General features: G+C 32.0%; 23 protein-coding genes. 18 read left to right on the top strand and 5 right to left on the bottom strand.

The window, feature by feature from the left end:
• Positions 1-2: 2 nt before the first annotated feature.
• Complete coding sequence (locus tag OD803_RS12800) at positions 3-722, top strand: hypothetical protein (protein ID WP_262733700.1); 720 nt, start codon at positions 3-5, stop codon at positions 720-722.
• Here OD803_RS12800 and OD803_RS12805 read toward each other — a convergent pair.
• The 3 genes from OD803_RS12805 to OD803_RS12815 all read right to left on the bottom strand — a co-directional run bounded on the left by OD803_RS12805 (position 711) and on the right by OD803_RS12815 (position 2,845).
• Positions 711-1,100 carry a DoxX family protein gene (locus tag OD803_RS12805; RefSeq protein ID WP_129760348.1) on the bottom strand — a complete coding sequence of 130 codons (390 nt, stop codon included), beginning with the start codon at positions 1,098-1,100 and terminating at the stop codon, positions 711-713. The two genes, OD803_RS12800 and OD803_RS12805, sit on opposite strands and share 12 nt — an antisense overlap.
• A 71-nt stretch (positions 1,101-1,171) precedes the next feature.
• Positions 1,172-2,083, bottom strand: a complete 912-nt coding sequence (locus OD803_RS12810) for a bifunctional metallophosphatase/5'-nucleotidase (RefSeq protein ID WP_262733702.1) — start codon at positions 2,081-2,083, stop codon at positions 1,172-1,174.
• A gap of 3 nt (positions 2,084-2,086) precedes the next feature.
• On the bottom strand, positions 2,087-2,845 hold the full coding sequence (locus OD803_RS12815; RefSeq protein ID WP_262733704.1) for a 5'-nucleotidase C-terminal domain-containing protein: 759 nt from the start codon (positions 2,843-2,845) through the stop codon (positions 2,087-2,089).
• A 68-nt stretch (positions 2,846-2,913) separates the two neighbouring features.
• On the opposite strand from OD803_RS12815, the gene OD803_RS12820 reads away from it, so the two are divergent.
• From OD803_RS12820 to OD803_RS12900, 17 genes are all read left to right on the top strand, one after another.
• Positions 2,914-3,432 (top strand): DUF6913 domain-containing protein, encoded by a 519-nt coding sequence (locus OD803_RS12820; protein ID WP_129760345.1) that lies wholly within the window; start codon positions 2,914-2,916, stop codon positions 3,430-3,432.
• Positions 3,432-4,310, top strand: a complete 879-nt coding sequence (dapA, locus tag OD803_RS12825; RefSeq protein ID WP_262733706.1) for a 4-hydroxy-tetrahydrodipicolinate synthase — start codon at positions 3,432-3,434, stop codon at positions 4,308-4,310. Before OD803_RS12820 ends, dapA begins: the two co-directional genes overlap by 1 nt.
• Positions 4,311-4,432: 122 nt before the next feature.
• Entirely contained in the window at positions 4,433-5,248 is an 816-nt protein-coding gene (locus OD803_RS12830) for an outer membrane protein assembly factor BamD (RefSeq protein WP_129760343.1), read from the top strand.
• 11 nt (positions 5,249-5,259) lie between these two features.
• Positions 5,260-5,589: a DNA-directed RNA polymerase subunit omega gene (locus tag OD803_RS12835; protein WP_262733708.1), complete on the top strand. Its 330-nt coding sequence runs from the start codon at positions 5,260-5,262 to the stop codon at positions 5,587-5,589.
• Positions 5,590-5,597: 8 nt separating this feature from the next.
• On the top strand, positions 5,598-6,809 hold the full coding sequence (gene coaBC / locus OD803_RS12840) for a bifunctional phosphopantothenoylcysteine decarboxylase/phosphopantothenate--cysteine ligase CoaBC (protein WP_262733709.1): 1,212 nt from the start codon (positions 5,598-5,600) through the stop codon (positions 6,807-6,809).
• Entirely contained in the window at positions 6,802-7,689 is an 888-nt protein-coding gene (gene porD / locus OD803_RS12845) for a type IX secretion system protein PorD (protein ID WP_262733711.1), read from the top strand. Before coaBC ends, porD begins: the two co-directional genes overlap by 8 nt.
• Positions 7,690-7,747: 58 nt before the next feature.
• Positions 7,748-9,400, top strand: coding sequence for a DNA repair protein RecN (recN, locus tag OD803_RS12850; protein WP_262733712.1), 1,653 nt, complete (start codon positions 7,748-7,750; stop codon positions 9,398-9,400).
• A gap of 6 nt (positions 9,401-9,406) precedes the next feature.
• Positions 9,407-9,667: a hypothetical protein gene (locus OD803_RS12855; RefSeq protein ID WP_262733713.1), complete on the top strand. Its 261-nt coding sequence runs from the start codon at positions 9,407-9,409 to the stop codon at positions 9,665-9,667.
• Between the two features lie 98 nt (positions 9,668-9,765).
• Positions 9,766-10,578: an enoyl-ACP reductase FabI gene (locus OD803_RS12860; protein ID WP_134199312.1), complete on the top strand. Its 813-nt coding sequence runs from the start codon at positions 9,766-9,768 to the stop codon at positions 10,576-10,578.
• Positions 10,579-10,792: 214 nt separating this feature from the next.
• Complete coding sequence (locus tag OD803_RS12865; protein ID WP_262733715.1) at positions 10,793-12,907, top strand: T9SS type A sorting domain-containing protein; 2,115 nt, start codon at positions 10,793-10,795, stop codon at positions 12,905-12,907.
• 89 nt (positions 12,908-12,996) lie between these two features.
• Positions 12,997-14,718, top strand: coding sequence for an FG-GAP-like repeat-containing protein (locus tag OD803_RS12870; protein WP_262733716.1), 1,722 nt, complete (start codon positions 12,997-12,999; stop codon positions 14,716-14,718).
• A 172-nt stretch (positions 14,719-14,890) separates the two neighbouring features.
• Positions 14,891-16,003, top strand: a complete 1,113-nt coding sequence (locus OD803_RS12875; RefSeq protein WP_262733718.1) for a T9SS type A sorting domain-containing protein — start codon at positions 14,891-14,893, stop codon at positions 16,001-16,003.
• 74 nt (positions 16,004-16,077) lie between these two features.
• On the top strand, positions 16,078-17,088 hold the full coding sequence (locus tag OD803_RS12880) for a glycosyltransferase (protein WP_262733719.1): 1,011 nt from the start codon (positions 16,078-16,080) through the stop codon (positions 17,086-17,088).
• Positions 17,081-18,049 carry a YbbR-like domain-containing protein gene (locus OD803_RS12885; protein WP_262733721.1) on the top strand — a complete coding sequence of 323 codons (969 nt, stop codon included), beginning with the start codon at positions 17,081-17,083 and terminating at the stop codon, positions 18,047-18,049. Before OD803_RS12880 ends, OD803_RS12885 begins: the two co-directional genes overlap by 8 nt.
• Complete coding sequence (gene coaE / locus OD803_RS12890) at positions 18,046-18,624, top strand: dephospho-CoA kinase (RefSeq protein ID WP_262733723.1); 579 nt, start codon at positions 18,046-18,048, stop codon at positions 18,622-18,624. The genes OD803_RS12885 and coaE overlap by 4 nt, the downstream gene beginning before the upstream one ends.
• An 83-nt stretch (positions 18,625-18,707) precedes the next feature.
• Entirely contained in the window at positions 18,708-20,276 is a 1,569-nt protein-coding gene (locus OD803_RS12895; RefSeq protein ID WP_262733725.1) for a sensor histidine kinase, read from the top strand.
• Positions 20,277-20,278: 2 nt separating this feature from the next.
• On the top strand, positions 20,279-20,989 hold the full coding sequence (locus tag OD803_RS12900) for a response regulator transcription factor (RefSeq protein WP_129760330.1): 711 nt from the start codon (positions 20,279-20,281) through the stop codon (positions 20,987-20,989).
• 40 nt (positions 20,990-21,029) lie between these two features.
• Here the strand turns inward: OD803_RS12900 and miaA are convergent, their stop codons facing one another.
• The gene (miaA, locus tag OD803_RS12905; protein WP_262733727.1) at positions 21,030-21,938 is read right to left on the bottom strand and encodes a tRNA (adenosine(37)-N6)-dimethylallyltransferase MiaA; all 909 of its coding nucleotides are present in this window, start codon (positions 21,936-21,938) and stop codon (positions 21,030-21,032) included.
• The gene (locus tag OD803_RS12910) at positions 21,931-22,776 is read right to left on the bottom strand and encodes an ion transporter (RefSeq protein WP_131507122.1); all 846 of its coding nucleotides are present in this window, start codon (positions 22,774-22,776) and stop codon (positions 21,931-21,933) included. Before OD803_RS12910 ends, miaA begins: the two co-directional genes overlap by 8 nt.
• Positions 22,777-22,804: the final 28 nt, after the last annotated feature.

Genomic DNA, 22,804 nt, shown 5'->3' on the forward strand with positions numbered 1-22,804 from the left:
AAATGCAAAAACCAAAAACATTAATAGCATTACTTGCTGTACTTAGTGTTGTCTTTTTAGGATTACAACTCTTTAAGTATGAGTATTTTGCCTCAGGTATTAGAGCATTGCTTTTGGTCTTGCTTAGTATCTTATACTGTTCGCGCGTTGAAAATAAAAGAAAGTTTTTCTTTTTGTTTTTAATAACATTTACAGTTGCAGATGTTTTTAACTTCTTGTCTTGGCAAATTTCTCCTGATAGTTTTATGGTAGATTACTCTTATTACATTATTAATGCAATGTATATTTTATCATACTCGTTTTTGATTGTTCAAATATTAAAAACACTGGATATTAAACAAGTAGTTACCAAACTGCCAGTTCATATAATAATTTTATTGGTTTTAGATATTTCGTGTGTAATTGTGGTGACTAATACTACAAAATCTGAATTACAATTTGGAGAGTACTTACTTGAGTTTGTTTATAATGCTGTTATAATGGCTTTGTTGTCTATAGCGCTTATAAACTACATATATAAAGACGATAAAAAATCGATGAACTTTTTAGTGGGTTCAATTTTTATAGTCTTTTCAGAAGTAATACAACTAGCTTATTTTTATGTTTCGGAAGTAAACGTATTAAATGTACTATGTTCTATCTTCTTAGTGCTTGCTTTTGTATTCTTCTATTTACAGGCAAAAATTAGCCACGAGGAAAATTATAATAAACTAGAAGTTTAATTTTTTTCCAATCACAGGAATGTCTTTTTTGTAAAAATAAAGGATAATAGCAGAAAGTATAAAAGTTACTACTGCAGTTGAAAATAAAACTCCTCCATCATTATTAACTTGAATACCTAGTTGTGTTAAATGCATAACTATTGCACCAAAAATTACACCTAATGTTAGTGTTGCACCTGCCCAAACAGTTTTGGGAATAAGTAAAAGTATTCCGGCTATTAACTCAAGAATTCCGATGGTAATTCTGCCATAAGGTTCAAGACCTACTTGCGAAAAAATGTACACACTATCAGGATGTGCTGTAAACTTAAATCTAAGAGTTTGAATTAAAATAATAGCAACTGCTAATCTGAGAATAAAAAGAAGTTTAGTTTTCATGAGATTATTTTTAGTTAATATCCCATTTAGACGCAAAACTAGTTTAACCCTATCATTTTAGTGTTAAAATTCTAAACTATAATAGAGGTTCCTTCAGCAGCTTTGTTTTTATCAGCATCAAAATAAAAGTCGATTTTACCTAGGTTTATACCATAGCAACCTACTTGGTTTACAAGGGTGTTTTTACCTTCAATGTTTTTAACAACAGTTGGTTTTGGCAAAAACGTATGCGTGTGTCCACCAATAATTAAGTCAATATCTTTGGTGGCTTTTGCTAAGTTAAGGTCGCATACTTTTTCAGGGCTATTTTTGTAGTAATACCCAATATGCGAAAGACAAATAATTAAATCGCAACGTTCGGTCTCTTTTAAAACGCGTGTCATTTCCTGAGCAGTTTCAATAGGATCCATGTATACAGTTTCTTTATACATATCTTTACCTACCAAACCATCTAACTGAATTCCAAGACCAAAAACACCAATTTTAATACCTTCTTTTGTAAAGGTTTTATAAGGTTTTACATGAGTGTCCATTATGGTGTTTTTAAAATCATAATTAGCTGAAATAAAATCAAAATCGGCATGTGGTAATTGTGCATATAAACCATCTATACCATTGTCGAAATCATGATTTCCAATTGTAGCTACATCGTATTTAAGCATACTCATGAGCTTAAATTCCAATTCGCCACCATAATAATTAAAGTAAGGAGTACCTTGAAAAATATCGCCAGCATCCATTAATAAGGTATTATGATTTTCTTTTCGTATCGCTTCAATTAAACTAGCGCGTCTAGCAACACCACCTTTGTTAGCGTTTCTGCCATCTTCAGGTCCAAAAGCATCAATATGACTATGGACGTCATTGGTATGGAGAATAGTGATTTTTTTTGGAGGAGTTGCAAACGATTGTAGTCCTAAACCACCTAATCCTATTAAGGTTGATGCAGCAGCTGTTTGTTGTATAAAGTCTCTTCTTTTCATGGCTTAGTTTTTTAATTGAATAAATCTGTCATCAATTACAGGATTAATAGTGTCTACTTTTTTGAAATAATCTATAAGAGCATTTCTAATTTTGTAATCTAAATCATAAAGACTGTCATTGGTTTTGAAAAAGTCCATATGGTCACCACCATTGTATAAGTAATCATTGGTTAAAACAAAATAGTTTTTATCAAAGTCAATAGGAGAGTCGTGTAAACTAGCTGAAGCAACATTGAAATCTGCGTCAATAACTAATTTTAATTTAGAAATTGGATGCGCTCTTTTTGCTTTAGCTAAATATTCTAATAATTCTTTTACTTGAGCGCCTTTTAAGTCAACCACAACCATTGAGTTTTCAAAAGGCATTAATCCATAAGCGGTTCTTGCTGTAACATTACCTTTAGAGAGTATAGATCGAATTCCACCATGATTAAGTAAAACAAAATCGATGTCTTTTCCTGTTCTTTTCTTAAATACAGGGTTTGCTTGTTCGTAGATAGCATCAGCCATAAAATTTCCTACAGCTGTGTTGTATTCTCCATCGTTTTTTGAGTAGGTATCAACAGAATATGCTAAAACACTATCAAGGTTTTTGTTAACGTGCTCACGATAGGGTTTAATGAATGCTTCAACGTCAGAATTAGCTTGAAGACTATCGGTAATTTGTATCTGTTTGCCTTCAATTCTATATAAATGATTTTCTTGTTTACAAGAGGTGAAAATCAAGACTGAAGCAACAACTAAAAGGTGTTTGAAATTCATAGGATATTTTAAAAAGTTACAAAAAGATGTAGCACTATTTACTACATTTGCAAAAAGGATAAAGATAAATGATTTTAAAGGCATTTAGGGAAAAATCAAATCAAAAATATATCAACAAATTGTTAAATTCTAGGAATGTGTCTTTTAGCAATACTAAGGTTGATAAAGTAGGAGTGATTTTACACTTAAGTGAATTTTCTGATTTTGAAGCTTTCAGAACGTTTTTTGAGTCCATAGACATTAAGCGAAATAAAGTTAAAATTGTTGCTTATGTTGAAGATAACAAAGATAGTAACGACCTTTGGGATACCTATTTCAATCCAAAAGATTTTGGTTGGAACGGGAAAATAAAAAACGTAGAACTTCAAACATTTATTGACACAGAGTTTGACATCTTAATTAGCTTTTATAAGCAAGATGTTTTAGATCTTAATTTAATTAGTGTAGCTTCAAAAGCTAAGTTTAAAGTAGGATTAGCAGGAATTGATGATCGTTTTTACGATTTAATAATAAATGTTGCACCAAAAGAGTTTACGCTATTTAAAAACGAATTAAAAAAATATTTAACGGTTTTAAACAAAATATAATGAATACATTTTACGGCACAGGAGTTGCCTTAATAACGCCTTTTAAATCTGATTTAACTGTAGATTTTGAAGCGCTTACAAATATTGTTAATTACAACATAGATAACGGAACAGATTACTTAGTTATTAGTGGTACAACAGGAGAGAGTGTAACCATTACTGCCGAAGAAAAAAAAGCCATAATTAATACTATAGTTGAAGCAAATAATGGTCGTTTACCTTTAGTTTTAGGAATTGGAGGTAATAATACAGCAGCAGTTATTGAAGAGATTAATACAACCGATTTATCTCATATCGATGCTATTTTATCAGTGTCTCCATATTACAGTAAGCCAACACAAGAAGGCATTTATCAGCATTTTAAAGCCATTTCGCAAGCGTCACCAAAACCTATTATTTTATATAATGTACCAGGAAGAACATCGTCAAACATGTTGCCAGAAACTACATTGCGTTTAGCAAATGATTTTGAAAATATCATAGCAGTTAAAGAAGCAGGTAACAATGTGGCTCAATACTTAACCTTGATTAAGAACAAACCAGAAGATTTCTTGATTATTTCAGGAGATGACGATTTAGCGCTTGGTGTAGTGTTAGCAGGTGGAGCAGGAGTGATTTCGGTAATTGGGCAAGCATTACCTAAACAATTTACCAAAATGATAAATCTTGGTCTTGAGGGAAAAGCAAGTGAAGCTTATGCAATTCACTTTGATTTAATGGATATTACAAGTTTAATTTTTGCAGAAAACAATCCTGCAGGTATTAAAGCTGTTTTTGAAACGCTTGGTCTTGCAAAAAGCATAGTAAGATTGCCACTTGTAGAAGCAACAGAAGGATTAAAATCTAAAATTAAAGAAGCAGTTAATAAGCTAGATTAAACCTAAAAAGTTAAAGTTTATATAAAGCTTACTCATAACACGTTACAACCTTTATTTTAGCACAAAATTTTTGTTTTTATAATACGTTATAAATACGTACTTTTGCATTCTGTTTAAATTTTATGAAGAATTTATTTTACACACTTTTATTAGGATTACTGTTAACCTCTTGTAGCGAGTTTCAAAAAGCATTGAAATCTGAAGATATAGCTGAAAAGTTTACTTTAGGAACTGAACTTTTTGAAGCTGAAAAATATAGTAAAGCTAACAGGTTGTTTGCTCAAATAGTTCCGCAATACAGAGGAAAACCACAAGCTGAAAAGTTAATGTATATGTACTCTAAGTCTTATTACATGATGAAAGACTATCACTTGTCTGGTTATCAGTTTGAGCGTTTTGAAAGCAGTTACCCTAGAAGTGAAAAAGCCGAAGAAGCTTCGTTTTTGTCAGCAAAAAGTTTCTATATGCTGTCTCCAGTTTATAGTAAAGAACAAAAAGAAACTTATGAAGCATTAGATAAACTTCAAATCTTTATTTCTAAATATCCTAATTCTGAATACTTACCAGAAGTAAACGAAATGGTAAAGGAGTTGGATTACAAATTAGAAAAGAAGGCGTATGAAATCGCAAAACAATACAACAAAATAGCTTATTATGACGCTTCAGATTATGAAGCAGCTATAAAAGCTTTTGATAATTTTTTAATAGATTACCCAGGAACTAGTTTTAGAGAAGATGCTATGTTTTATCGTTTAGATTCAGCATTTACTCTAGCGATCAATAGTGTAAGAATTAAAAAAGAAGCACGTTTAAATACTGCTGTTGCCTATTACAATTCTTTTATTAAGTTTTATCCTGAGTCTGAACATGCAGAAGCAGCCAATAAAATGAACGAAGAATTACAAACAGAATTAGAGACATTCAAAGTAAAAAGTTAATTATTAAGATAATGGATTTAAAGAAAACCAATGCTCCTGTTACAACTGTAACTTATGACAGAAATGAAATTGACGCTCCAACAAGTAATATTTACGAAGCTATTTCTGTAATTTCAAAAAGAGCTGAACAAATTAACACTGACATTCGTAGAGAACTTATCGATAAGCTTGAGGAGTTTGCAACCTACAATGATAGTCTTGAAGAAATTTTTGAAAACAAAGAGCAAATAGAGGTGTCTAAGTTTTATGAAAAATTACCTAAGCCTCATGCACTAGCTGTTCAAGAATGGTTAGATGACAAAATTTATTTCAGAAATACTGAAGACAACAATCAGGAATAAGATTTAAGATGTCAATATTAAGCGGCAAAAATATATTACTTGGCATCACTGCTGGTATTGCTGCTTATAAAACAGCTAACCTTGTAAGGTTATTTATAAAAGCAGGCGCAAACGTAAAGGTCGTTATGACGCCTGCTTCTAAAGACTTCATTACACCTTTAACACTTTCTACATTATCAAAAAATCCAGTTCATTCTTTATTTACAAATGAAGAGGATGACAATGCTGTGTGGAATAATCATGTAGAACTTGGGCTTTGGGCAGATATTTTTGTGATAGCTCCTGCAACAGCCAACACCATGTCTAAAATGACTAATGGTACTTGCGACAATTTACTTTTGGCTACTTATCTTTCAGCTAAATGTCCTGTGTATTTTGCTCCTGCTATGGATTTGGATATGTACAAACATCCATCTACAGTGCAGTCTTTTAAGGCTTTAAAATCTTTTGGAAACATAATGATTCCTGCAACAAGCGGCGAACTTGCAAGTGGTCTTGTAGGGGAAGGTCGTATGGCTGAACCAGAAGATATTGTTGACTTTATTGAAAAAGATATTTTAAACAAACTACCACTTTGTGGAAAAAAAGTATTGGTTACTGCTGGACCAACGTATGAAGCTATAGATCCTGTTCGCTTTATAGGTAATCATTCTAGTGGTAAAATGGGTTTTGAAATAGCCAAAGCTGCAGCAAACCTAGGAGCTGAGGTCATATTAGTGTCAGGACCTAGTCATGAAACAGTATCTAGTAGTTTAATAAAATTAATACGAGTTACCAGTGCTTCTCAAATGTATACTGAAGTGCATGATTATTTTGGTAATGTTGATATTGCAGTGCTTTCGGCTGCAGTTGCAGATTACAGGCCAAAAAATGTTGCAGACCAAAAAATAAAAAAGAAAGAAGCAACGTTTAGCATAGAGTTAGAAAAGACTAAGGATATATTAGCTTCATTAGGAGCTATTAAAACCAAACAGTTTTTAGTTGGCTTTGCATTGGAAACAAATAACGAGTTAGAACATGCAAAAGGAAAATTAAAAGCTAAGAATTTAAATTTAATTGTATTAAATTCGTTAAACGATAAAGGAGCAGGTTTTGGAGGTTCAACAAATAAAGTTACTTTTATAACTAATGAAGACCAAATCATTGCCCAAGAGCTAAAGTCTAAAACACAAGTAGCTGAAGACTTAATGAATCAAATATTAAAACAACTCAATGCGTAACTTTCTTTATATCTTATTTTTATGTTTCGGTTTAAATGTTACTGCTCAAGAACTTAATTGTAACTTGGTAGTTAACGCGCAACAAACTGGTAACGAAAATGTTCAGGTGTTTAAAACTTTAGAAAGACAATTAACAGAGTTTGTAAACAACACAACTTGGACAGATAAGAATTTTAAACCACAAGAACGCATCAATTGTAGTATGGTAATCAATATTTTAGATTACAATAGCGATGTGTTTAATGCGACGTTGCAAGTGCAATCGTCACGTCCTGTTTTTAATTCAACCTATAGTACTCCAGTTTATAATTTTAACGATAAGAATTTTACATTTAGATATCTTGAGTTTCAAAACTTAGTATTTAATCCTAATCAGTTTGAATCTAATTTGGTATCGGTTTTAGCATACCATATTTATATGATTCTAGGTTTAGATGCTGATACTTTTGAGCAAAATGGAGGTGATGAATATTACAGACAAGCGCAAACTATTTTAAACTATTCGCAGCAAGAAAACTTTAAAGGTTGGAAGCTAGAAGATGGTCAGCAAACACGCTTTGTTTTAATAGACAATATTTTATCTCCAATGTTTAAAGAATTCAGAAATGTGATGTACGCTTATCATATGGAAGGATTAGATAAAATGCATAGAAACGCAAAATCTTCAAAAGAGGAAATAGCTTCGGTTATAGAAGAGTTAAAAGCTATGAATAGCAGACGTCCTAATTCTTTTCTTATGCGTGTGTTTTTTGATGCAAAATCCGAAGAAATTCAAGACATTTTTTCAGGTGGACCAAGTGTAAACATTACTGAGGTAATCACATCACTTACTAGAATAGCTCCTATGCATGCTTCAAAATGGAGAAACATAAAATACTAGACACTTTAAAAAAGTGGTACTAGTATAGATTTTTGTTGAAACTTTAGCTTACAATACATTGCTTACATCACTATCCATAAAAAATTACGCTTTAATTGATAACCTTCAGGTTAATTTCAATAATGGGCTTACCATAATTACTGGTGAAACAGGAGCAGGAAAATCAATACTGCTTGGAGGTTTGTCTTTAGTGCTTGGTAAAAGAGCCGATTTGAGTAACGTTAAAGACGCATCAATAAAATGTGTTATTGAAGCCACTTTTGATGTTGCTAATTACGATCTAAAATCGCTTTTTAAAGAAGAGGACTTAGATTACGAACCATTAACCATTGTACGTCGCGAAATATTGCCTTCAGGCAAATCTAGAGCATTTATAAACGATACACCTGTAAACTTAGATAGTTTGCAAACCTTAGGCGAACATCTTTTAGATATTCATTCGCAACATCAAACCTTACAGTTAACCAATGACGATTTTCAGTTTCAGGTTATAGATGCATTGGCAGATAACGCTAAGTTGCTTTCAGAATATTCTAACCAACTTTCAACATATAAATCGCTAAAACGAGAATTAACTCAATTGCAAGAGCAAAAAAACGAGTTTACCAAAGAGCTAGATTATAACCTGTTTCTTTTAAAAGAATTAGAAGCAGCAAAGTTGGAAGACGACGACTTGGAAACTATAGAGGAAGAGTATGAAACGCTTAATAATATAGAGGAGATAAAAGATAAACTTTCGGCATCTTATCAATTGTTAAGTAATGAAGATATTGGTGTTATTAGCAATTTAACAGAACTCAAAAATCAGTTTGCTAAAATTTCAGAATATTCGGCAAACTATAAAGCTATTTTTGAAAGAATCAACAGTAGTTTAATAGAGTTAGATGATGTCTTTTCAGAAATTGAAACAGCTCAAGATCAGCTAGAAGATGACCCTAACCGATTAGAAGTAGTGAATGCTAAACTGCAAGTGCTTCATAATCTAATGCAAAAGCATATTGTGTCTAATGTTTCTGAATTAATTTCTATTCGAGAAAACCTTAAGGAAAAAGTATCTGTAACTGAGAATATGGATACTCAAATTGTTGCTATTGAAAAGAAACTTAAAACGATTGAACAACAATTAAATCAACTCGCTAAGGATATTCATAAAACACGAGAAAACGCAATACCAACCTTAACTGAGCAATTAGAAGCTATTTTAGGAAGTTTAGGAATGCCAAATGCTAAATTTAAAGTAGAGTTAAAGCTGGTAGATAAATTCCTTTTAAACGGAAAAGATGAATTGAGCTTTTTGTTTTCAGCCAATAAAGGTGGTCAATTTAATGAACTTAAAAAAGCAGCATCAGGAGGAGAGTTATCTCGTATTATGCTTGCTATAAAGTCAATTTTATCAAAATATACGCAATTACCAACCATAATGTTTGATGAGATAGATACAGGAGTTTCAGGGGAAATTTCAAATAAAATGGGATCTATTATGCAGCAAATGAGTAAAACAATGCAAGTGTTTACCATAACACATTTACCGCAAATAGCATCAAAAGGAGATACACACTTTAAAGTCTTTAAAGAAGATGTTGATGAGGTAACCCAAACGCAGTTAAAAAAGTTAACTTCAGAAGAACGTATTGTTGAAATAGCACAAATGCTTGGAGGCGCAACCCTTTCAGATTCGGCTTTAGAGCATGCAAAACAATTATTAAATTAAGATAATGTGAAAAGCAAGTATTATTTATTAGTCTCTTGTTGTGTGGCTTTAATGGTATTAAGTAGCTGCAATAACGATCCTTGTGATGTAGCGCATACAGTTGTAGATGGCGAGTGTATACCTGATTATGTCTTTCCTCAGAATGAAAACCTAATATCAGGAGATCGATTTTACCACACCCAATATGGAGTTATTACCTTTAAAGACGATAATTGGTATAATGATAGAGGAAGTATTATTGCAGAATTGAACACTAAAAAGCAGTAATACATTTAAAGTTTTATTAATTTTGAATTTAATATTGATAAAACCTAAATAGGTAATCAAATACCAACTAAATTATAAATATTCAAAAAACTAGTAATATGTCATATAACTTATTAAAAGGAAAAAAAGGAATTATTTTTGGCGCATTAGACCCAAACTCAATAGCTTGGAAAACAGCAGAGCGCGTTCATGAAGAAGGCGGAACATTTGTGCTTACCAACGCACCAATTGCTATGCGAATGGGACAAATAAATGAACTTGCCGAAAAAACAGGTTCAGAGATTATTCCTGCAGATGCCACATCAATTGAGGATTTAGAAAATTTAGTGTCAAAATCAATGGAGATTTTAGGCGGAAAGATTGATTTTGTTTTGCATTCTATTGGAATGTCTGTAAACGTGAGAAAAGGAAAAGCTTATACTGATCAAAATTACGATTGGACTCAAAAAGGAACCGATGTTTCTGCAATGTCATTTCATAAGGTAATGCAAACATTGTATAAAGCAGATGCAATGAATGAATGGGGAAGTATAGTAGCCTTAACATATATGGCTGCACAACGTGTGTTTCCAGACTATAATGATATGGCAGACAATAAAGCCTATTTAGAAAGTATAGCGCGTAGTTTTGGGTATTTCTTCGGAAGAGATAAAAAAGTAAGAGTAAACACTATTTCGCAATCACCAACACCAACAACAGCAGGTCAAGGTGTAAAAGGGTTTGATGGTTTTATTGCTTATGCTGATAAGATGTCGCCTTTAGGAAACGCCACAGCTTTAGACTGTGCTAACTATACAGTCACTTTATTTAGTGATTTAACCAAACGAGTAACGCTTCAAAACTTATTTAACGATGGAGGATTTAGCAATATGGGCGTAAGTGATGCAATTATGGAAAAATTTGTTGAATAAATAACATACATAATTTTAATATATACAATTAAAAAGAAGAAGGGCTTTTGGCTCTTCTTCTTTTTTTATACAATCGCTTGATTTTTAAGTAACTGTTTTTCGTCGATTTTTTTAGTTTTTAATCGATTAGAATTGAGAGTAGTTTCTTAACAGAAAATTAATCAATACATTTATGCATTAACGTTTTATTAACTATTAATTAAAATTACAAATTATGAAAAAAATTACTTTTAGCTTATTTATTTTGTGTTGTTTTGCTTTTTCGTGGCAGGGGATGGCGCAAGTAAACATTAGCGAAGATTTTGACTCAGGAACACCTACAGGTTGGACAGACTCATATGGTAACACATCTAGTGCAGCTTGTTCTGGTAATTCTGAAAGGGATAATTTATGGAGTTCAAGTACTACAGGTAACTTAACAACACCTAATTTAGTTGGAGCTTCCAATGCTACCGATTTAAATATTAGTTTCGATTATAAAATTTTAGATTATAGTTTTTCTACACCAACAGACGCTACACCTGAAGGTTGGGGAACCGCTGAGTTACAATACTCTACAGATGATGGAGTAAACTGGACAACAATTTTAACTATTGACGATGCTAATCATGTTGTGTCTACCGATTGTGCAACAATGACAGCAACTGTTCCTGCAGCAAGTTTACCAACAGGATCTGATGTGAAATTACAAATAGCAAATACATGGGTGTCAGGGGATTATTATTTTTATGTTGACAATTTTGTTGCTCAACAAGATTTAGGTTGTACTCAGGCAGTAGTTAGTTCTTCTACTGTAGTTGAAAATTGTGGAGATTCTACATTTACTATTGATGTAGTGGTATCTGATTTAGGAGATGCAACAACAATTACAGATGGGACAACACCTCAACCTATAGCAGCTTCAATGACTTTTGGACCTTATGCTTCGGGAACCGATGTAACTTTAGATGTGGTGCATAGTGTTGCAGCATGTGATTACACATTAGGAACTTATACTTACATTTGCCCACCAGCAAACGACTCTTGTGCAGGTGTGATTGATTTAGGAACACAAACAAGTCCATTAACAGCTTCAACTGTAGGAGCTAATAATAATTTTGTGGTAGATTGTTTAACAAATACTAGTGCACCAGATGTTGTTTATTCTATTTTAGTACCTAATGGAAGTACATTAGATATCGGTCAGACTTCAAATGCTTATGATTCTAAGCATAGATTAGCTTATGGAGGATCTTGTCCTGGTGATACATTAATTGCATGTACTGATGATCCTGATACTGAAACATTGTCTTGGACTAATACTACAGGTTCAGACCAAACAGTATATTGGGTACAATCTGCTTATTCAACAGGAAGTGGAGAGTATACTTTAGCTTGGAGTGTATATTCTTGTACACCTCCAGCGGCAACATATACAGTTGTTAACGATTGTGATGTAAGTGGTGGATTCTTAATTGATGTAGATGTTACAGATATGGGTAGCGCAACATCTTTAACAGTATCTGATGATCAAGGATCAACTCCTGAACCTGTTACAGGTACAGGTGTTGTTCAGTTTGGACCTTATGCTAACGCTACAGATGTAGTTATAACTGTTGGGCATGATCAAGATGGTTTATGTGACATAATGAGTGGTACTTTAACTCAAGAAGCTTGCCCTCCTGCAAATGATGAATGTTCAGGTGCTATAGAATTAACAGTTGAAGGAGAAATAGCAGATTTACCTTCTGCAACTCAAATTCCAGGAACAATTGCAGAAGCAACAGACTCAGGTATTGCAGCACCTACAGGTACAGCTAATGATGATGTTTGGTATAGCTTTACAGCAACTGCAACAGATATAAATATTGATGTAACTGATGATTTTGATGGAGTTATCCAGTTATTTTCAGGAGATTGTAATAACCTTACCTCAATTGAATATGATGACTATGACAGTACTTATGGAAATCCAAGAATAAGTCGTACTGACTTTGTTGTAGGACAAACATATTATGTAAGAGTATATTACTATTATTCTGGAACACCAACTTCATCAGATTTTACAATAGCTCTATGGTCTACTTCTGAAGTTTTATCGGTAGGTGATGTAGAAGAGAATAGTCAATTTACATATTTCCCTAACCCAGTTAATGATAAATTAACGCTTAACGCTCAAAGCAACATTCAAAATGTTGCAGTATATAATATGTTAGGGCAAGAAGTAATAAACGCTTCTCCAAACACATTAGATGCTGAGGTTGATATGGTAAATCTTAATAGTGGTGCTTATTTTGTTAAAGTAACAATTGATAATGCTACAAAAACTATTAGAGTTATAAAAAACTAAATAGTTTTTAAATAAAAAGAAGAAAAGCCTTAGCTAAATAGCTAGGGCTTTTCTTTTTTTAGTACTTTTAAAATTAAACACTTATATAAATGAAAAAAAACATTTTATCTTTTAAAATAGTATTTCTAATGAGTGTAATTGTTTACTCTCAAACATATTTTTCAGACCAAGCTTCTAATATCGGATTAGGTTTTAGTAGTGGTAATACTCCTTTTGGTAGTGGAATAACTTTTTATGATTATGATAATGATGGTTGGGACGATATAACTTTGGCTTCTCAAGCTGGAACTGCTTTACGCTTTTTTAAAAATGTTAATGGCGTTTTTGTTGAAGAAGTGCTAATTGTGCCAAAAATAAACTCACAATCAAAGCAAACAAATTGGGTTGATATTGATAATGATGGAGATAAAGACCTTTATGTGACAAGTAACGTGTCAGGAAATAGGCTTTTTGTTAATAACGGAAGTATGAGTTTTCACGAAGTTACTTCAACTTGTGGTTTACCAACTAATAATATTTTTACTTATGGTGCATCTTGGGGAGATTATAATAACGATGGCTACCTTGATGTTTTTTTAAGTAATAGAGATGTTACAGGTGTAGTGCCAAATTATTTGTATAAAAATAATGGTGATGGAACATTTGTAAATGTAAGTAATCTTGTAGGTATACTAGAAGTTAGTGATTTATCTTTTTGCTCTGCTTTTTTTGATTATGATAAAGATGGTTGGCAAGACATTTACGTGTCTAACGATAGAGTAGATAACCCAAATGTACTTTATAAAAACAATGGAGACGGTACTTTTACTGATGTTAGTGTTAACACAGGTACTAATCTTTACATCGATGCTATGTCTGTAACAATAGATGATTATAATAATGACGGTTGGTTAGACATTTATGTAACAAATACACCAAGTGGAAATGTGTTATTACAAAATAATAATGGAGAGACGTTTACCAATGTTGCTTCAACAACAGGAGTCCTTTTTAATAGCATAGGTTGGGGAGCAGTTTTTTTGGATGCTGAAAATGATATGGATTTAGACTTGTATGTAAGTGGAGAATTTAATGGTTCAGTACCAGGTTTTTTATCGGCAGCTTTTTATGAAAATAATGGTAGTGGCTTTTTTAGTATTCCTACCAATGTTGGTTTTGTTAATGACTACAGAAAAAGTTTTTCTAACGCAATTGGAGATATTGATAATGATGGGTTTCCTGATATTGCTGTGAATAACATTAATAATGAAAATATATTTATTTGGGAAAACCAAACAGTTTCAAGTAATAATTGGCTAAAAGTAAAACTTCAAGGAACAGTTAGTAATAGAGATGGTATTGGTTCTTTAATTGAAATTTCAATTAATGGAGAAAAGCAATATAGATATACACTTTGTGGAGAAGGTTATCTCTCTCAAAACACAGGGACCGAAATTTTTGGACTTGCAGATAATACAGTTGTTGATTATGTAAAAGTTACATGGTTAAGCGGTATTGTTGATGTTATTAATAATGTAAATGCAAATCAAGTTTTAGAGATTATAGAAGGTGAAAACTCGCTGTCTAAAAATGATAATGAGTTTTTAGATTTTAATTATAATAATCCAGTATCTGACTATTTAAAGATAAACTCACAAAACAACTTAAATAAAGTTTCAATTTTTAATATGTTAGGGCAAGAACTGTTAACTAAAACACCAAATTCTTCAAAAGTAATTATAGATGTAACTGGTTTAATAAAAGGAGTATACTTGGTAAAAGTCTTGACTAGTGAAAGAACTGAAAAGACAATTAAGGTAGTAAAAAAATAATCTATTTTAAATACAACCTAATATAAAAAATAGACTTAAATAGTGTTGTGTGATAATCAAAAGTGTTTTCAACTAAGAAAAAAGTATTTTATCTAAGTTTCGAACTTTAAAACAAGGGTTTAATCTTTTTTTAATATTTTTAAGGAGTTATTAATCTAATTATAAATGAAATATGAAAAAAATTACTTTACTACTCTTTACAATTGCTATTAGTTCATTTACACTAAATGCACAGCATACATTTTCAACTGTTCCTGGGCCTGTGAACGTAGCAGAAGGTTCACCAGTTACTTTAAACATCAATGATATGGTAAATTCAGCATCTGTACCTGCTGGGTCATATTTGTCTTACACTGTCACTCTTGATTGGGCTGCAGGAGGAGGAGGCCCTTGGTCAAATGAAGCTGAGGTTAGAGCTTTAACAGCGGCAGGGGCAACCAGTTTATCACCAGCAACTTCTGGTGCTGCAAGTAATGGTACATCAACTACAATGACTTTTGAAGGAATTTTTAGTGATTTTTATGATCCAACGGTAGATGGAACACTTGATATTGTTCTTTTTCAAACATATGATTCTACTGATGCCAATTTCTCTAATATTGTAGTTACAATTGATGCATACACACCACCACCACCACCAGCTACTGTAGCTACAATTACTATTGGTTCAGCACAATGCGGTGTAGCACAAACCACAACTAATGCTTATGACCCTGGTGTGTCAGACGTAAATTGGATTGAATTTGTATACGATGGAACTTGTGATGCTCTTACTTTTGATACATTTTCTTCGGTATTAGAAGATACAGAAATAGGACTATATGATAGTGATGGGATTTTTATAGACTCTAATGATGATGCTCCTTCAGGAGGATTGTTAAGTGAACTTAGTATATCTAGTTTAGCTGCTGGTACTTATTATATTGCTGTTGGAGGTTATGATATAACATTTGGACCAATATCTTTTAATGCTACTTCTGATGAAACTGAAGTGAATGATATCACTGTTAATGTTTTGGCAGATGCTCCTTTATCTTTAGATAATGTAGATGCCTTTGATAACTTTTCTTATTTCCCTAACCCAGTTAAAAATGAGTTGAATTTAAAAGCTCAAAGTAATATCCAAAATGTATCTATTTACAACATGTTAGGACAAGAAGTTGTTAGAACTGCTCCTAATAGTTTACAAAGTGAAGTTAGCATGAGCAACTTAAGTAATGGTGCTTACTTTGTAAAAGTTACTATCAATGATGTAACTGAAACTATCAGAATTATAAAGCAATAAAAATATAAAATATTGTATTTCAAAAGCCACCAATTAGGTGGCTTTTGTGTTTAGTTTAATTACCTTTGTGGTATATGAATACACTTGATTTTTCATTTATAATACCAGTATTTAATAGACCTGATGAGGTTAATGAGCTTTTAGAAAGCATTACTTTGTTAGAAGGCGATTTTAGCTTTGAAATAGTTATTGTAGAAGATGGTTCTAATATTGACTGTAAAGCAATAGTAGCATCTTATATTGACAGATTGAATATTTCCTATTACTTTAAACCTAATTCAGGACCTGGAGATTCTAGAAACTTCGGGATGAAAAAGGCAAAGGGAAATTACTATATCATATTAGATTCAGATTGTTTATTGCCTAAACATTACTTACTAGCGGTTAAAAATAGTCTAGATAACGAATTTGTAGACTGTTTTGGAGGTCCTGATGCGGCTCACCATTCGTTTACATCACTGCAAAAAGCTATAAACTTTGCTATGACTTCTTTTATTACTACTGGTGGAATAAGAGGAGGAAAGACAAAAGTAGATAAGTTTCAACCACGAAGTTTTAATATGGGACTGTCTAAGGCTGCATTTGAAGCTTCAGGAGGGTTTGGTGTAATTCATCCAGGTGAAGACCCTGATTTGTCAATACGGTTAATTAATTTAGGTTTTAAAACTAAATTGATTAATGAGGCATTTGTATATCACAAACGCCGAATTTCTTGGTCTAAATTTTACAAGCAAGTCAATAAGTTTGGGTTGGTTAGACCTATTTTAAACCAATGGCATCCTAAAACAGCAAAACTCGTTTATTGGCTGCCAACATTGTTTTGCTTAGGTTTTTTAGCTTCAATAGTTTTGTTTGGTTTAGGAATTGACTTAGGACTAAAATTATATGCTTTATATTTTATAGTAGCCTTTATTTTAGCATTAATTAGCTCCAAAAGTTTGGTTGTAGCTATACAAGCTATTATTGCAATAGCAATACAGTTTTTTGGTTATGGTTATGGGTTTTTAAAGTCTACTTTAGCTTTAAAGTTTACCAAGAAAACTCCAGAGCAGGTATTTCCTCATTTATTTTTTATACATGGTTAGTAAACTAAAACATAAACTGCTAAAGTCAATAAAGAGTAAAAAACTCAATGTGTTTGGGTTGTTTCTGCTTTTAGCATTTTTGTTTTTGGTAATTTCAAAACTATCCAGAGAGTATACTGAGTCGGTTAATTTTGCAATTAAATTTTCTAATGTTCCTGAGCATTATGTGTTAACAAAAAATGACTCAGCCAATGTAAATGTAGTGATGAACTCTCATGGGTTTAATTTAATGCCTTTATACTTTTCAGATCATTCTTTAAAAGTAGATTTTGAAAAAGATCTAAGCTTGGTTGACGACCATTATATTTGGGTACCTAATGCAACTGTCCATAATATAAAACCTCAGTTAGGAGATAAAGTTGAGGTTGTATCAATTAAACCAGATACTTTAAAGTTTTCGTTTCAAACGTTAGCAGTTAAAAAAGTACCTGTTGTTGTAGATTCTAAAATTTCATTCTCTTCAGGGTATGATTTACTAAACGGTTTAACGGTTTCTCCAGATTCAATAAACGTTATTGCGCCTCAAAATGTAATTGATAACATAGAGTTTATAAACACTAAATCTCTAACTTTAAAAGAGGTAAAATCTAATATCAACTCAACAGTTAATGTGGTTTTACCTAAGGTTGATTATAACATCAAACTATCAGAAAATAATGTCACAGTAACTGGAGACGTCGAAAAATTTACTGAAGGTACAATAGAAGTACCGTTGAATATAAATAATACGCCTAATAATGCCACAGTAAATTTTTTCCCTAAAACCGTATCTGTATTGTATTATTTACCTTTAAAAAACTTTAAAGAAATTAAATTACAAGATTTTAGAGTAGAATGTGATTACAATGAAGTTTCAGGAAGCAATCGTACGTTCTTAACGCCTAAAATTACTAGGTTACCTAATGTGGTTAAAAATGCCAAAATAAAACAAAGCAAAGTAGATTTTATCTTAGTAGAATGAAAATTGTAGGTCTTACAGGTGGTATTGGTAGTGGGAAAACAACAGTTGCTAAATTGTTTTCTGAATTAGGTGTGCCTATTTATATCGCTGATGTTGAAGCTAAAAAATTAATGAATAGGTCTAAGGTTATCCGCAGAAAGTTGATTGCGCTTTTTGGTGAAAAGGCTTACACTAACGAAGGCTTAAATAGACCTTATATTGCTTCAAAAATATTTAATAATAAAGAACTGCTAGAGCAAATGAATGCTATTGTGCATCCAAAAGTAGGTGCGCACTTTAAGCGTTGGCTTAAAAAGCAGAATGGCGCGTATGTTATTAAAGAAGCAGCTATCATTTTTGAAGAAGGTATGCAATCTCAATACGATTGTATCGTTTTGGTTACTGCAGATTTAGAAGAACGCATAAATCGTGTGTTACAACGTGATAATACTTCAAGAGAAAAAGTTTTGGCAATAGTCAATAACCAGTTAAGTGACGAAGAAAAAATTAAAAAATCTGATTTTGTGATAGTTAATAACAGTATTAAAGACACAAAAGCTCAGGTTTTAAAAATTCACAAATCATTGATAAAGTAAGTCAACAACTCAAATTTTAACATTTTTGTTAATGTAAGGTTAAAGGGTACAAAAACTAAATGTTAAAATCTTAAATTTGAACGATGGGCAAAAAGCTATTCATTTTAATGGTGGTTTTAATGAGTTTATCACTCATAGGGATTATTTTCGTTCAAGCATATTTTATTAATAATACGCTTATAAATGAAAAAAATCAGTTTACCTTAAACGTAAAACGGTCGTTAAGTTTTGTTTCAAAAGCAATTGAAGACAAAGAGTTCGCTGTTTTTGATAATAAACTTCAAGAGTTTATAGAAAAAGGAGGTAAGCCTGATACTACAGCACTGTCTGAAATAATCCTTAAGTATCAAGATAACGCTAATAACGAAACCGTAATTTTTAGAAACGGTATTTTAGAAGAAAGCTATAAAATCCCATCATTGTTCTTTGAAATAGGTTTAGATAGTATAAGTTTAAACAGGGTACATAGCAATCAAGAAACAAAAGTATACAGCAATAATAATTTAACAGGAGAATTTAAGATTAGTCCTGAAAAATCATTTCAAAATATACAATCTATGTCGCCTTTGCAGCAAGCACATTTTATTGCAGCTACAAGAGAGCGTTTTAAAAATATTCCGGTTTATAAACGAATTACCAGCGAAGAGGTTTCAGGGTTTTTAAAAAAGCAACTTAAAAATAATGGTATTGATATCAATTTTGAGTTTGCTATTTATGATAAAGATTTGGCTACCAAAGTACAGTCTGATGATTTTGAAGTATCGAGTGCTACACTTGGTGTTCCGGTATTTTTAGATAATAATGGAGAAAGTGATTATAGACTTTATGTAGATTTTCCTGAGCGTAATAAGTTTTTGTTTTCAACCATTTTAAAAATGTTGTTGCTTTCAATAATCTTTACAACAATTATTATTGTGGCATACTCAAGTGCTGTTTATCAGTTGATAAAGCAACGTAAAATATCACAGATAAAAACAGACTTTATCAATAACATGACGCACGAATTTAAAACGCCAATAGCAACAATTAATTTGGCTTTAGATTCAATAAAAAACCCAAAAATAATTGGCGACCAAGAAAAGGTGATGCGCTATTTGGGAATGATAAAAGACGAAAACAAGCGTATGCATGCCCAAGTTGAAAACGTTTTGCGTATATCTAAACTAGAAAAGAATGAACTTAACATTAGTAAGGATAGAGTAAAGTTGCACGACTTAGTAGAAGACGCAATTACACATGTAGAGTTGATAGTTGAAGATAGAAAAGGTTATGTAAAAACGCATTTAGAAGCTGCTAAATCATCTGTCTTAGCTAATGAAAGTCATTTTACCAATGTTATTGTAAACATTCTGGATAACGCTATAAAATATAGTGACGATGCACCAAAAATAGATGTGTATACAGAAAATGTAGGCAATAACATACTATTAAAAATAGCCGACCAAGGTAACGGAATGTCTAAACAAGTTCAAAAACGTGTTTTTGAAAAGTTTTATAGAGAGCATACAGGAAATGTTCATAATGTAAAAGGTCATGGTTTAGGTTTGGCTTACGTAAAAAGAATAGTAGAAGACCATCAAGGTCATATATCAGTAGAAAGTGAAAAAGGAAAAGGTAGTGTATTTACAATTAAGCTGCCACTAATATCATAATTATGGAAGAACTAAATAAGAAAATTCTATTAGTAGAAGACGATCCAAATTTTGGGACTGTATTAAAGGATTACTTAACCATGAACGAATATACAGTTGTTCATGCTAAAAACGGAATGGAAGGTTTTGAGAAATTTAAAAAAGACGATTTCGATTTATGTATTCTTGATGTCATGATGCCTTACAAGGATGGATTTACACTTGCTAAAGAAATTCGCGAAAAAAACGCTGATGTTCCAATCATTTTCTTAACTGCTAAAGCTATGAAAGAAGATGTTTTAAAAGGATATAAAGTAGGAGCAGACGATTACCTAAACAAGCCTTTTGATAGTGAAGTATTGCTTATGAAAATTAAAGCAATTATGCAGCGTAAAGCAACTGACTCTGTAGCTGATAGCAAACAATTTGAATTTAAGATTGGTAAGTTTGACTTAAACTCTAAATTACGTTTCTTAAAATTTAATGGAGGAGAACCAGTTAAGCTTTCTCCAAAAGAAAACGAATTATTACGTTTATTGGCTTTACATGAAAACGATTTAATGCCAAGAGAATTAGCGTTGACCAAGATATGGAGAGACGACAACTACTTTACATCCAGAAGTATGGATGTTTACATAGCTAAACTACGTAAGTACTTAAAACCTGACGAAAATGTTGAAATTTTAAACATACATGGAGAAGGGTTTAGGTTGGTTGTCAATCAAAACGCATAAATTATATAAGAAAGCCTATCGATTTTGATAGGCTTTTTTTTTATGATTTTATATTACGTTCAATTGTAGCTATGATCTCTTTGACATTGGTTTGGTAGTCAAACCAAAAGGTGTCCTTATTCTTTTTAAACCAAGTTAATTGGCGTTTTGCAAAACGTCTTGTGTTCTTTTTTATTTCAGAAATGGCAAAGTCTAAAGTCCATTCGCCATTAAAATAATTGAAAAGCTCTTTATAGCCTACTGTGTTTAATGCGTTTAAATGCTGTTTTGGTATCAAAGCTTTAGCTTCTTCTAGAAGGCCTTCTTTAACCATAATATCTACACGAGAGTTTATTCTATTATAAATTATCTCTCTGTCAGCAGTAAGTCCTATTGAAATGGTTTTAAACTGTCGCTGCTTTTTGTCTTTGTTCAAAAAAGAAGAGTAGGGTTTGCCCGAACCAATGCAAACTTCTAAAGCTCTTATCACTCTATGCGGATTCTCAATGGCTATGGTGTTATATGCGTCAAGGTCTAATTCTTTTAATTGTTCTTGTAAGGTAATTAGTCCTTTAGTTTCTAGTACTGTGTTAAGTTGTTCTCTAATTTCTGGTTTTACATTAGGAAACTCATCCAAACCTTTGGTAACAGCATCAACATAAAGACCAGAACCACCAGCCATAATAACAACATCATGTGTTTGGTATAATTCAGAAAGTTTTGTAATAGCATCAACCTCAAAAGCACCTACATTATAGTTGTCTTCAATACTTTTATGATGAATAAAATGGTGTTTTGCTGCGCTCAATTCGTCTGCTGTTGGAGCAGCAGTACCTATATGCATTTCTTTAAAAAATTGTCTAGAATCAGCCGATACTATTTCGGTATTAAAATGTGTAGCTAGTTTAATACTTAAAGCGGTTTTGCCAATAGCAGTAGGACCAACAATGGAGATTAGATATTTACTCATGTTCTAGCTTATTGCCACAGTTGTAGCAAAAATCGGCTTTTTGCTTATGGTCGTCAACACCACAATTAGGACAAGGATAATCTTTTTCTAAAGTAAATAACCCTTTTTTCTTTCTGTTTTGAGCAAATTCAGCAGTAACAATTCCTGTAGGAACAGCAATGATACCATAACCCAAAATCATGATTAGCGAAGCAATAACCTGACCTGTTGGAGTAACAGGATGTATATCTCCATAACCAACAGTTGTTAGTGTTACAATACACCAATAGATACTCACAGGAATACTTGTAAAACCATTAACCTCGCCTTCAATAACATACATTAATGAACCTAAAAGCACACAAACTACGAGTACAAAATAGATGAAAACAATTATTTTAGTTCTACTTGTTTTAATGGCTAAACGAAGCTCTGAGGCTTGACCAGTAAAGTGTACTAAGTTTAAAATTCTGAAAATACGCAAAAGCCTTAATGCTCTTACTACGGATAAAATTTGTGCACCACCAAAAAAGAACGATAGGTACATTGGTAGAATTGCTATAAAGTCGATAATTCCATAAAAACTAAAAATGTATTTAGATGGTGTTTTAATAGAAATAATTCTGAGGATATATTCAATAGTGAAAAATACCGTTATGACCCATTCACAAATTAAAAGCACGTTGTGATACCTTTCGTCAACAGAGTCAACGGTTTCTAGCATCACCATAAGAACACTTAGTAAAATTAGACCAAGCAGGACAATATCAAAAGCTTTTCCTGCTACAGTGTTGGTGCCATAAATTATGATGTGCACCTTTTGTCTAAAAATATCAAATTTTGATTTCACTTTTATTATCTATTGACGCTAAATACCAAATCTACAA

Origin of the sequence: Gaetbulibacter sp. NE, from assembly GCF_025548475.1 — a bacterium.
Taxonomy (GTDB): Bacteria; Bacteroidota; Bacteroidia; order Flavobacteriales; family Flavobacteriaceae; genus Gaetbulibacter_B; species Gaetbulibacter_B jejuensis.

What these genes read in the sequence shown, in the direction of transcription:
- OD803_RS12800 (WP_262733700.1), top strand. Translation starts at nt 3, where the DNA reads ATGCAAAAACCAAAAACATTAATAGCATTACTTGCTGTACTTAGTGTT.
- OD803_RS12805 (WP_129760348.1), bottom strand. Translation starts at nt 1,100, where the DNA reads ATGAAAACTAAACTTCTTTTTATTCTCAGATTAGCAGTTGCTATTATT.
- OD803_RS12810 (WP_262733702.1), bottom strand. Translation starts at nt 2,083, where the DNA reads ATGAAAAGAAGAGACTTTATACAACAAACAGCTGCTGCATCAACCTTA.
- OD803_RS12815 (WP_262733704.1), bottom strand. Translation starts at nt 2,845, where the DNA reads ATGAATTTCAAACACCTTTTAGTTGTTGCTTCAGTCTTGATTTTCACC.
- OD803_RS12820 (WP_129760345.1), top strand. Translation starts at nt 2,914, where the DNA reads ATGATTTTAAAGGCATTTAGGGAAAAATCAAATCAAAAATATATCAAC.
- dapA (WP_262733706.1), top strand. Translation starts at nt 3,432, where the DNA reads ATGAATACATTTTACGGCACAGGAGTTGCCTTAATAACGCCTTTTAAA.
- OD803_RS12830 (WP_129760343.1), top strand. Translation starts at nt 4,433, where the DNA reads ATGAAGAATTTATTTTACACACTTTTATTAGGATTACTGTTAACCTCT.
- OD803_RS12835 (WP_262733708.1), top strand. Translation starts at nt 5,260, where the DNA reads ATGGATTTAAAGAAAACCAATGCTCCTGTTACAACTGTAACTTATGAC.
- coaBC (WP_262733709.1), top strand. Translation starts at nt 5,598, where the DNA reads ATGTCAATATTAAGCGGCAAAAATATATTACTTGGCATCACTGCTGGT.
- porD (WP_262733711.1), top strand. Translation starts at nt 6,802, where the DNA reads ATGCGTAACTTTCTTTATATCTTATTTTTATGTTTCGGTTTAAATGTT.
- OD803_RS12860 (WP_134199312.1), top strand. Translation starts at nt 9,766, where the DNA reads ATGTCATATAACTTATTAAAAGGAAAAAAAGGAATTATTTTTGGCGCA.
- OD803_RS12865 (WP_262733715.1), top strand. Translation starts at nt 10,793, where the DNA reads ATGAAAAAAATTACTTTTAGCTTATTTATTTTGTGTTGTTTTGCTTTT.
- OD803_RS12870 (WP_262733716.1), top strand. Translation starts at nt 12,997, where the DNA reads ATGAAAAAAAACATTTTATCTTTTAAAATAGTATTTCTAATGAGTGTA.
- OD803_RS12875 (WP_262733718.1), top strand. Translation starts at nt 14,891, where the DNA reads ATGAAAAAAATTACTTTACTACTCTTTACAATTGCTATTAGTTCATTT.
- OD803_RS12880 (WP_262733719.1), top strand. Translation starts at nt 16,078, where the DNA reads ATGAATACACTTGATTTTTCATTTATAATACCAGTATTTAATAGACCT.
- OD803_RS12885 (WP_262733721.1), top strand. Translation starts at nt 17,081, where the DNA reads ATGGTTAGTAAACTAAAACATAAACTGCTAAAGTCAATAAAGAGTAAA.
- coaE (WP_262733723.1), top strand. Translation starts at nt 18,046, where the DNA reads ATGAAAATTGTAGGTCTTACAGGTGGTATTGGTAGTGGGAAAACAACA.
- OD803_RS12895 (WP_262733725.1), top strand. Translation starts at nt 18,708, where the DNA reads ATGGGCAAAAAGCTATTCATTTTAATGGTGGTTTTAATGAGTTTATCA.
- OD803_RS12900 (WP_129760330.1), top strand. Translation starts at nt 20,279, where the DNA reads ATGGAAGAACTAAATAAGAAAATTCTATTAGTAGAAGACGATCCAAAT.
- miaA (WP_262733727.1), bottom strand. Translation starts at nt 21,938, where the DNA reads ATGAGTAAATATCTAATCTCCATTGTTGGTCCTACTGCTATTGGCAAA.